This window comes from Variovorax sp. P4_D9 (assembly GCF_056401695.1).
In genome coordinates this window covers 1-9,302 of record NZ_JBFUIU010000347.1, presented here as the reverse complement: position 1 = coordinate 9,302, position 9,302 = coordinate 1, and the positions used below count along the sequence as shown (strand labels likewise).

The window sequence follows — 9,302 nt, the reverse complement described above, 5'->3', positions numbered from 1 at the left end:
TCAATGCCTCGGCCAAAGCTGAGCGCCGGGCGATGCCCGCCGGACCTGGATCGGCGAGCTCGTCGATCCCCGCGGCGAGCGGATCTGGTGCGCCTGCCTTGCGGAAGGCCTGCTGGAGTGGGGCATAGTCCAGTCGCGATTGATTGGCGCGCTTCACGATCTGCGCGCCGACCGGGGCGCGCTCGAGGGTGTATGAGTCCAGCAGTTGCTCGCCGGCGTGCCCCTTGACCACGAATGCCAACTTCCAGGCCAGGTTGAAGGCGTCCTGCATGCACGTGTTCGAGCCCAGGCCACTCGATGGCGGATGGCGGTGGACCGCATCGCCGCCGCAGAAGACACGACCGGACGAATAGACAGGCGCATGGGCCTGATTGACGTACCAGACGGACGTGCTGTCGATCTTGAACTCCAGGTCCGGATCGCCCACCAGTGCGCGTACCTTGCGCTTGACTTCCTCGGGCGAGAAATCGGGCTCGCCCTTGGACATGTCGAAACCCCATCCCGCGATCCACTGGTTCCACGGTTTGATGGCTCGCAACAGCCCCATACCGATTTCGCCGAAAGAGGCGTCGGAAGTCACCATCCAGTACAGGATGCTGGGTCGATGGGCCACATAGCGCGTGAGGTCGGCAGTGAAGAGCACATAGGCGGTGGCAGCGCGTGCCAACTGCCCTTCCACTTTCAGGCCCGCGTCGTCCATGACCTTCGATTTGGCACCGTCTGCGCCAACAAGGTAGCGCGCCCTGACCTGATACTCGCGGCCAGTGAGCAGGTCGCGCAGGTTCACTGTCACGCCCGACGCGTCCTGTTCGTGGCTCAGGTACTCGGTATTGAAGGAAAAGATCGCCCCGCGCTCGACGGCGTTCTTCACCAGCAGCGGCTCCATCTTGTCCTGCGGCAGATCCATCATCGGGCAGGGGCTGCCCTGCAGGTAGTCTCCGATGCGCTCGTCGCCGGTTCCCCAGGTGCGCAACCGGGCAATCTCCGGTCCGGCAAGACTGGTGGTGAAAAGGGTGTCGCCCATCCATTCCCAGGGTGTGGCATCGCGCCGCGCTTCCTGCTCAACGTCGAGGTCGCGCAGCACTTCCATGGCGCGCTGGTTGGTGATGTGCGCACGCGGTGTATTGGCAGTCCAGTTGTAGCGGTTGACCACGTGCACGCGCACGCCATACGTTGCCAGTGCAAGGGCGGTCGTCGCCCCCATCGGGCCGGAGCCCACCACCAGCACGTCAGTTTGAAACTCTTCCGATCGGGTCATGATTTGCTTCCTGCTCGATTACTTGATGGTTGCTTGGATAACCGCGCCATACGTCTCGATGTCGCGACGCACGCGCGCTGCCAGTTCGGCAGAGTCCGCCGGGTAGGGATCGCCCGAGATACCCAGCTTGTCCTTCATCGCCGGCTGCTTGAGTGCCGCGTTGAACTCGCGGCTCAACTTGTCCACGATGGCTTGCGGCGTCCCGGCAGGGGCCACAAAGAAGAGGTAGTTGGAGATCGCCAGTCCCGGGTATCCGCTTTCGGCCACGGTCGGAACGTCGGGCAGCAGCGAATGGCGCTGCGCGCCCAGCGTGGCGATCGGCACCAGCTTGCCAGCCTTGATGTACTGCTGCGCGTAGTGCACCGGCATGACCATCGTGTCGATCTGTCCTGCCAGCAGATCCGTGGCCGCCGGGGCCAGACCCTTGTAGGGCACATCCACGAAGTCAGCCTTCGTCAAGCCGCGCAGTTGATGCATGTGAATGAACCACGGGCTTCCCGTTCCCATGGTGCCGAAGTTCAGGCCCGAGTTCTTGTTGTCCTTGGACATTTGGACCAGGTCCTTGACGGTGCGCGCCGGTACCTTGGGGTTCACCACGAGCACCAACGGCACGCTGATCATTCCGGAGACGGGAACGAAGTCTTTGATCGCGTCGTATGGCACCTTGGCACCCAGAACGTCGGCTGCCTTGGGCAGCTTGGCCATCGCATGGTTGATGGCGTGCGAGTCCGAAACCACGCCGATGGTGTAGCCGTCCGCCGGTGCCCGCGCCACGGCTTCGGTGCCGATGATCGAGGACGCGCCGGGGCGGTTGTCGATGATGATCGTTTGCTTGAGATTGGCAGACGCCGCCTCCGCGACCGCACGCGCCGCCGAGTCGGCATTGCCGCCGGCCGGATACGGCACGATGATCTTGATGGGCTGCTTGCCAGGCCACTCCTGGGCCCAGGACGGGCTGGCGGCAAAGCCCAGTGCGGCAATGGTGCAGAGTGCACGTCGAGTGATGGTCATCTTGTCTCCTGAAGGGGGTGAGGGTCCGTTGGTCGCATTCGTTGCGAACGGTTGGCAGTGTCTGAGCGAGGCTCCAAGCCGTATAGTCCGTGCACACAGTGCACCGAAAAGAGGCCGCTCATGCCCGCGTCCACCAGCTTTGGCGACCCATCTCTCTATCGGGAAGTGCGCGGACTGAGCCGCGGGTTGGCGGTGCTGCGTGCCTTGAACGCGATGCCAGGCGGCATCGGCGGGGTGGTCGAGTTGGCTCGCATCACCGGGCTGCATCGCACCACGGTGAAGCGCCTGCTTGAGACGCTAAAAACCGAAGGGTTGGTGCATCACAAGGACGACGGGTTGTCCTATGCCTTGGGGTTTGAAGTCAGGCGGCTGTCCGAGGGATACGTCGGCGCCGACTGGATCGACCGGGTGGCTGCGCCGGCCATGCGCGCGCACTTGCGCGCGCTCTCTTGGCCGAGCGATCTGGCCACGCCAGACGGGGGCTTCATGATCGTGCGCGAATCCACTCACCGCGTGAGCATGCTGTCGCAGCACCGTGCAACGATCGGTATTCGCATCCCCATGCTGGTCTCTTCGCTCGGGCGGGCCTGGCTGACCTGGTGCGCAGACGAAGAGCGCGAGGCCACGCTATCGTTGCTGCAGGAACGCACCGACGCCATTGGAGAAATGGCGCGCGACGGCGCCTATGTGAAGCGGGTCCTACGCGAGACGCGCAGGCGTGGATATGCCATGAACAGAGGCGAATGGCTGACTGAGGCCAGCGTGACCGCCGTGGGCTTCCCCATACGAATTGGCGAGCACGCGATCGGCGCGATCAATCTGGTTCTGCAGAACAACGTCGTGTCCGATCGGGAGATCGCCACGCGCTATGTGCCCCTGTTGCGCACCTTGGCAGACGAAATCTCCGAAGGCGTCGCGAGCTCGCCTCGCGGCTGAACATGACGATTCATGGATTACGGGTAAACCCTTTGTTCTGACGTAGTCCCACGCCTAAGACCAGTGCCGCCGCAGGAACAAAACCTCAACGGCAGGTTGGCGTCAGAAACCGGCCGTAGCAAAACGGTGCGCGACCGACTGGTGATGGCCGGGACTTCCAGTTCGCCAAACTCGCCGATAGCGGTCGTTGGCCGATCGGGCGATCACGCCGAAGGTCAGCTACCAGGGACAGCCGCGAACTGGCGCTCGCGGCTGCAAGATCGTGAAACCTCGGTCCTTCAACACCTTCAGGACCCTGCCGAGCGCCTGCACGATGACGGGCGCATGCCGACGTAGTGCAGCTCGCACACGATTGCCCCGAAACCCGGATCGTGCTGAATCACGTCGGAGGGCCCTTGGGAATCGGCCCCTTCGAAAGTCGCCGTCGGGAAGTGTTCGAAGTCTGGCATGCGTCCATCGCCGAATTGAGGCGATGCAGCAATGTCGCCGTCAAGTTGGGCGGCCTTGGCATGCCCCGCACCGGCTTTCCTTTCGCCTCGGCCGAGACGCCAGTTCCGTCGGAAGAGCTCGCATGCGCGTGGCGGCCGTATGTCGAGGCGTGCATCGAGTCCTTTAGCCCGGCGCGTTGCATGTTCGAAAGCAACTTCCCGGTAGACAAGGGCATGTGCAGCTACCCGACGCTGTGGAACGCCTTCAAACGTCTGGCGTCCGGCTACTCGCCGGGCGAGCGCGATGCGCTTTTCTATGGAACGGCGACACGCGTCTATGGGCTCAACCCAAAAGAGACCGACCGGTGAATCTCGAACAGAAATGTTGATTGGGTTTCACCGCCACTGGGGACATGGTGCTGTGGAACCGCGCTGCTGCGGTCGTGCTGACCGACTACGGCAAGCTGCGTTACTGCTCGGAGATCGCAAACATCCTATGGCGACTGGTCCTGGTCGTCCGTAGCCACCCGTGATCCGTCCGCTGTCGCCGAACTCGGATTTCCGCGAAGATGTCGGCGAAAGCCAAGTTCCGAAGGGAGACCGGCCGTTCGCGAAGAAAAATCCCAAAGTCAGCTTTCCTCGGCCGCCGACATTCGATGGGCGAAAGCGAACGGCTGCAACCAGTCTGACCCCGACCGCTCCGGCGATGCGCTCAAGCACGGCAACGTCGCCGGCACCAGCACCCATGGCGCGGTCGTGATCCTCAGCGGCGAGGACCACGATGCGAAAAGCTCCAGCGTGCCGTACCAGCAGGAATTCGCCTTCGAGCACCACGGTGGTGCTGTACCCGGCCACGGTGTCGGAGTTCATCGAGTTCGGGCTGCATGCGGCCGAGCTCTCGCGCTGGGTCGCACTGAAGCTGGTCGGCCCCTGTGCGACAGCGGCGAGGTGCACTTCCGGCCGGATCAGTTCGAGTTCCTACGGCCGGCGTTGAACGTCGAAGGCCGGCCCTTCCAGAAGTTCTTTCCGGTCAGCAACGTCGCGACCGAACGCCAGCTCTACGTGGAGCGGCACGCACCTTTGAGAGAATCGAAACACTTGTCCTGGGTCAAGGCGGCAGACGGACCAAGGATGAGCACCTGCCACATGGTGGGTGCTTGATCGGCCCAGCGTTTCCACGTCGAAAGTCAGCTTCCCAGCTCAGTTACGAACTCAGCGTCTCAGCCACGAACGGACATTGACCTGTTTACTCTCAGAGACGGGTGTAGCTTCGCAAGCCGACATTCACTTTCAGCCTGTTCTTCGGATCGGCAGTTGAGATGCACTGGCCGTACGCCTTCCAGAGCGGTCCAATTTCCGCAGCGCTCATTGCCGAATAGACGGTCGGCGGAGAGAATGAGCTGTCGCCTCATACCGCCCTTGCACTACGCGGCCCATCCGAGGACCGGCCCAAGCAACCACAGGGCGATGCTGATCGTCACAAACGACATGACGGTCGCCAGCAAAAGGGCTGCCGCACACATTTCCTCGAAGCCATACTTCTGAGCCAGGATCGGGTAGATGCTGAGCATCGGCGTGGCAGCGAATACCACGGCCGCGGCCCGCAGCGTCGCATCGGTCGGCGGCACGAGCCACATCATCAATCCCGCGGCCAAGGGGTGCAGCGTGAGCTTGCCGAGGGCGATGGTGGTCACGTCGCGCCGCATGCCCTTGGTCTTCAACCCGACTAACGTTCCTCCGATCACGAAAAGGGACACTGCCGCCGAGGACATGGCGAGCATGTTGATCGTGCGCGCCAGCACGCCGGTGATCGGGATTCCGATCATGGAGACGGCCAGGCCGCCCACGATCGCCAGGATGACCGGGTTGCTGGAGAGTTGGATGAGCGACTGCATGAGAATGCGATGCCACCTGCCTGCGCCTGCGTGGCCGCTGTCCGCCATCACCAGCGTGAGCGGCATCATCAACAGGTTCTCGACCAGCATGCACATGGCCAGACCGACCGCAGCCGAGGACGGACCAGCGACCAGTATCGCGATCGGATAGCCGATGAATCCGCTGTTCGAGCTCGAGCAACCGAGCCCGCACAGTGCACTCAACGTGAAACTCTTGCCCCGCCAGCGCCACGCCCAGCCAAAGGCCGCCATCATCACGACGAGCGAACCCACGGCATAGCCCAGCACATAGCGGGCATTCATGACCTCGCCGACCGAGCGTTGTGAGAGCGCCGTGAAAACAAGTGCTGGAAGCGCAAACTTGACCACGTAAGTGCCGAGCACCCGCATGTCCAGCTTGCTGAAAATGCCGGCGCGCCCGGCGAGGAAGCCGAGCGCAATGACGAGGTAGATGGGGCCCGTGATGGCGAGTGTTTGCAGCATCGAGTCAGCACGCCTGTCCACCCTGACGGGTTCCAGCGCAAAGGTCCTTTAAAGCATCGAACGTGCCACCGCCCTTCGTTTGCGAGTCTTGGCTACGAGTTCTTTGCAGCTAATTCGTAGTGCGTCGTCACGGCGGAGTCATCTTGCGCGCCCAGTCCCCGTGCTGCAGTGCCGAGGAAGGCCAGGTAGGCAGCATGCGCCAGCGCCGCGGGAAAGCGCGACTCGCGCGTTGCGTCGAGCACCAGCGACATGTCCTTCACGAAGATGTCGACCGCCGACGTGACGTTGTCGAACTGGCCCGCAATCATTCTCGGACCTCGATCCGCCAGCATCCACGAGCCCGCTGCACCACTGCACAAGATCTCCAAGGTCAGATCGAGCGGCAGGCCCTGGCGCTTTGCGAGCGCCAGCGCTTCTCCCGCCGCGGCCAGATGCACGCCGCACAGCAGTTGGTTCAACACCTTCATCTGCGCGCCGCAGCCTGCCACGCCGAGGTAATGAACGTGCGCGCCGAACGTCTCGAGCACCGGGCGTGCGAGCTCGAAGGCCTCCGGACTGCCGGAACCCATGATGGTCAACGTCCCCCGCTCGGCACCGACAGCGCCGCCCGTGACAGGCGCATCGATCAGCGAGATCGAGTGCCGGGCGAGCCGGCCGTCGAGTGCTCGAACGTAGCCCGGGTCCATGGTGCTGCAGGCGATGAACACCGCGCCGGCCGGCAGCTTGCCGACTAGTCCGGCGTCCCCGAAGAGCACCGCCTCGGTTTGCTGGGAATTGACGACGAAACACACGACGACATCGACCTGGGCCGCCATCTCTGCCAGCGAGCTGGCGGGCGCGCCGCCTTGCGCTTGCAGCCAGTCGAGCGCGTCCGGGCGCACGTCGCAGCCCACCACGCCATAGCCCTTTGCCAGCAGGTTGCCGACGGCGCCGCGGCCCATCGCCCCAAGCCCGATGAAACCCACTTTTGTCTTCGTATTCATGTCCAGATCCTTCAGGTCGCCGAGGTTTCGCCGCGCGTTCAGACTCAGATCCAGCCCTTAATCTGCTGGCTCATCGCCTGCGTGGAGATGCCGTAGCGGTCGTGCAGTGTCGGCAGCGCACCCGCGTCGAGGAAAGCATCCGGCAAGCCGATCTGGCGGAACGTCGTCGTGACGCCCGAACGCATCAGGAGGCCAGAAACCGCTTCACCCAGGCCGCCGATCACCGAGTGGTTCTCCGCCACGACCACGAGGCGCCCCAGGCGCCGGACTTCGAAAAGGATCGTCACCTCGTCGAGCGGCTTGATCGTCGGGACGTGCAGCACCGCGACGTCGACGCCGTCCGCCTGCAGTTGCTGAGCGACCTCGAGGGAGCGCATGGTCATGAAGCCGCTCGAGATCACCAGCACGCTCTTGCCATCGCGAATCAGTTTGGCCTTGCCCAGCTCGAACTTGTAGTCGTACTCGTCCAGCACGAGCGGCACGTTGCCGCGCGGCAGTCGCATATAGACAGGGCCTTGGTGGTCGGCCATCTGAGGCACCGCCTGCTCGACGTCTTGCGCGTCGCACGGATCGATGATGGTCATGCCCGGGATGCTGCGCATCAACGCCAGGTCCTCGGTCGCCTGGTGGCTCGGCCCATAGCCGGTGGTCAGCCCCGGCAGCGCACAGCAGATCTTGACGTTGAGGTTCTCTTCGGCTATCACCTGGTGCACGAAATCGTAGGCCCGCCGGGTGCCGAACACGGCATAGGTCGTCGCGAAGGGGATGAATCCCTCCTTCGCCATGCCACCAGCGGCTGCCATCAGTAACTGCTCGGCCATGCCCATCTGGAAGAATCGCTCGGGATACTCCTTCGCGAACAGGTGCAGGTCGGTGTACTTGGCGAGGTCGGCTGTCATGCCGACGATCTCCGGGCGGTTGCGGCCCAGCTCGACCATGGCCTTGCCAAACGGCGCCGCGGTGACACGCTGGCCTTCGCTGGCGATAGAGGCGATCATCGCGGAGGTGGTGAGCCTCGGCTTCTTTTCGGTGGCGGTGTTCATCATGCGGCTCCTTCGGTTTGCGTGCTGTCGATATGGGCGATGGCTTGCTGCCATTCGGGAGGATCGACACGGATAAAGTGGTTCTTGTCGCGGGTTTCGAGAAAGGGAACGCCCTTGCCCATCAACGTGTCGAAGAGGATGACGCGCGGCTTGTCCTCTTTCAGCGCCCGCGCCGCATCGAAGGCCGCGATGACGGCCAGCAGGTCGTTGCCGTCGACACGCTGCACGTGCCAACCGAATGCAGCCCACTTGTCCGCGAGAGGCTCGAAGCCCATGATCTTTCCAGACGGGCCGTCGGCCTGCTGGTTGTTGATATCGACCAGACAGATCAGGTTCGACAGGCGGTGATGGGCGGCACCCATCGCAGCCTCCCAGGTCGACCCCTCGTCCAGCTCGCCGTCGGACATCGAGTTGTAGACGAACGCGTGGCTGTTCTTCAGCCGCAGCCCAAGCGCCATGCCGACCGCGATCGAAAGCCCTTGTCCGAGCGATCCACCGGACATCTCCATGCCCGGCGTATAGGTGACCATTCCTGACATCGGCAGGCGGCTGTCGTCGCTGCCGTAGGTCTCGAGCTCTTCCTCAGGAATGATCTTGGCTTCGATCAGCGCCGCGTAAAAGGCGATTGCGTAGTGACCGTGGGAAAGCAGGAAGCGGTCGCGGCCCTCCCACTTGGGATCCTCGGGCTCGTAGGCCATCGCGTGTTTGTAGGCCACCGCGAGGACGTCGGCCCATCCAAGCGCCTGGCCGATGTAGCCCTGCCCTTGGACTTCGCCCATGCGCAGTGCGTAGCGGCGAATGCGGTAGGCGCTTTGTTGAAGCGTCGATAGATCAGACATAAGAATCTCCTGCAAGAATGAGTAGCAAAGGTGTGGGCGCGCGCGATCGGGGGAGGCAAGACGGCAATTCCGCGCGGCGCGTCGTGGACGGAATTGCCTGTGAGCGGTGGTCGATCGGGCAGTCAGTACTTATGGGCACGCATGTCAGAGGAACCCGATCGAGATCCAGGGAATCGCGGCCACGGCAACCGTTCCGATGAACAACGCGACCATGTAGCCGACGATCGGCTTCATGCCCTCGTTCGGATGGATCCGGCTGATGGCGCAGGCCGCGTAGTACCCGACCCCGAATGGCGGCGCAAAGAGGCCGATGCCCATCGCGAGGGTCACGACCATCGCGTAGTGCACTTCGTGGATGCCGACCTGGCGAGCAATGGGAAACAGCAGGGGTCCCAGCAGCACGATGGCAGGGATGCCTTCGAGTAC

At 63.3% G+C, this 9,302-nt stretch carries 11 protein-coding genes; 4 read left to right on the top strand and 7 right to left on the bottom strand.

All coding sequences use genetic code 11. The features are described from left to right. On the bottom strand, positions 1–1,258 hold a 1,258-nt coding region (locus AC1DY5_RS30265; protein ID WP_478117468.1), incomplete at its 3' end, for an FAD-dependent oxidoreductase. A gap of 18 nt (positions 1,259–1,276) precedes the next feature. Beyond that, positions 1,277–2,269 carry a Bug family tripartite tricarboxylate transporter substrate binding protein gene (locus AC1DY5_RS30260; RefSeq protein WP_478117466.1) on the bottom strand — a complete coding sequence of 331 codons (993 nt, stop codon included), beginning with the start codon at positions 2,267–2,269 and terminating at the stop codon, positions 1,277–1,279. Positions 2,270–2,389: 120 nt separating this feature from the next. Here AC1DY5_RS30260 and AC1DY5_RS30255 point away from each other — a divergent pair, with 120 nt between their 5' ends. The 4 genes from AC1DY5_RS30255 (at position 2,390) to AC1DY5_RS30240 (ending at position 4,627) form a co-directional block, all read left to right on the top strand. After that, positions 2,390–3,205: a DNA-binding transcriptional regulator gene (locus tag AC1DY5_RS30255; protein WP_478117464.1), complete on the top strand. Its 816-nt coding sequence runs from the start codon at positions 2,390–2,392 to the stop codon at positions 3,203–3,205. A gap of 335 nt (positions 3,206–3,540) precedes the next feature. Then, positions 3,541–4,002, top strand: coding sequence for an amidohydrolase family protein (locus AC1DY5_RS30250; RefSeq protein ID WP_478117463.1), 462 nt, complete (start codon positions 3,541–3,543; stop codon positions 4,000–4,002). A gap of 20 nt (positions 4,003–4,022) precedes the next feature. After that, complete coding sequence (locus tag AC1DY5_RS30245; protein WP_478117462.1) at positions 4,023–4,166, top strand: hypothetical protein; 144 nt, start codon at positions 4,023–4,025, stop codon at positions 4,164–4,166. A 248-nt stretch (positions 4,167–4,414) separates the two neighbouring features. Continuing rightward, a complete protein-coding gene (locus tag AC1DY5_RS30240) occupies positions 4,415–4,627 on the top strand; it encodes a hypothetical protein (protein WP_478117460.1) in 213 nt (70 codons plus the stop codon). Positions 4,628–5,057: 430 nt separating this feature from the next. Here AC1DY5_RS30240 and AC1DY5_RS30235 read toward each other — a convergent pair whose 3' ends face one another. The 5 genes from AC1DY5_RS30235 to AC1DY5_RS30215 form a co-directional block, all read right to left on the bottom strand. Further along, positions 5,058–6,011, bottom strand: coding sequence for an AEC family transporter (locus AC1DY5_RS30235; RefSeq protein WP_478117458.1), 954 nt, complete (start codon positions 6,009–6,011; stop codon positions 5,058–5,060). A 92-nt stretch (positions 6,012–6,103) separates the two neighbouring features. After that, entirely contained in the window at positions 6,104–6,994 is an 891-nt protein-coding gene (locus AC1DY5_RS30230; protein ID WP_478117456.1) for an NAD(P)-dependent oxidoreductase, read from the bottom strand. Positions 6,995–7,038: 44 nt separating this feature from the next. Continuing rightward, on the bottom strand, positions 7,039–8,037 hold the full coding sequence (locus AC1DY5_RS30225) for a transketolase family protein (protein ID WP_478117454.1): 999 nt from the start codon (positions 8,035–8,037) through the stop codon (positions 7,039–7,041). After that, complete coding sequence (locus AC1DY5_RS30220) at positions 8,037–8,876, bottom strand: transketolase (RefSeq protein WP_478117452.1); 840 nt, start codon at positions 8,874–8,876, stop codon at positions 8,037–8,039. The genes AC1DY5_RS30225 and AC1DY5_RS30220 overlap by 1 nt, the downstream gene beginning before the upstream one ends. A 144-nt stretch (positions 8,877–9,020) precedes the next feature. Next, positions 9,021–9,302, bottom strand: a 282-nt coding sequence (locus AC1DY5_RS30215) for a TRAP transporter large permease subunit (protein WP_478117450.1), incomplete at its 5' end; no start/stop codon positions are given.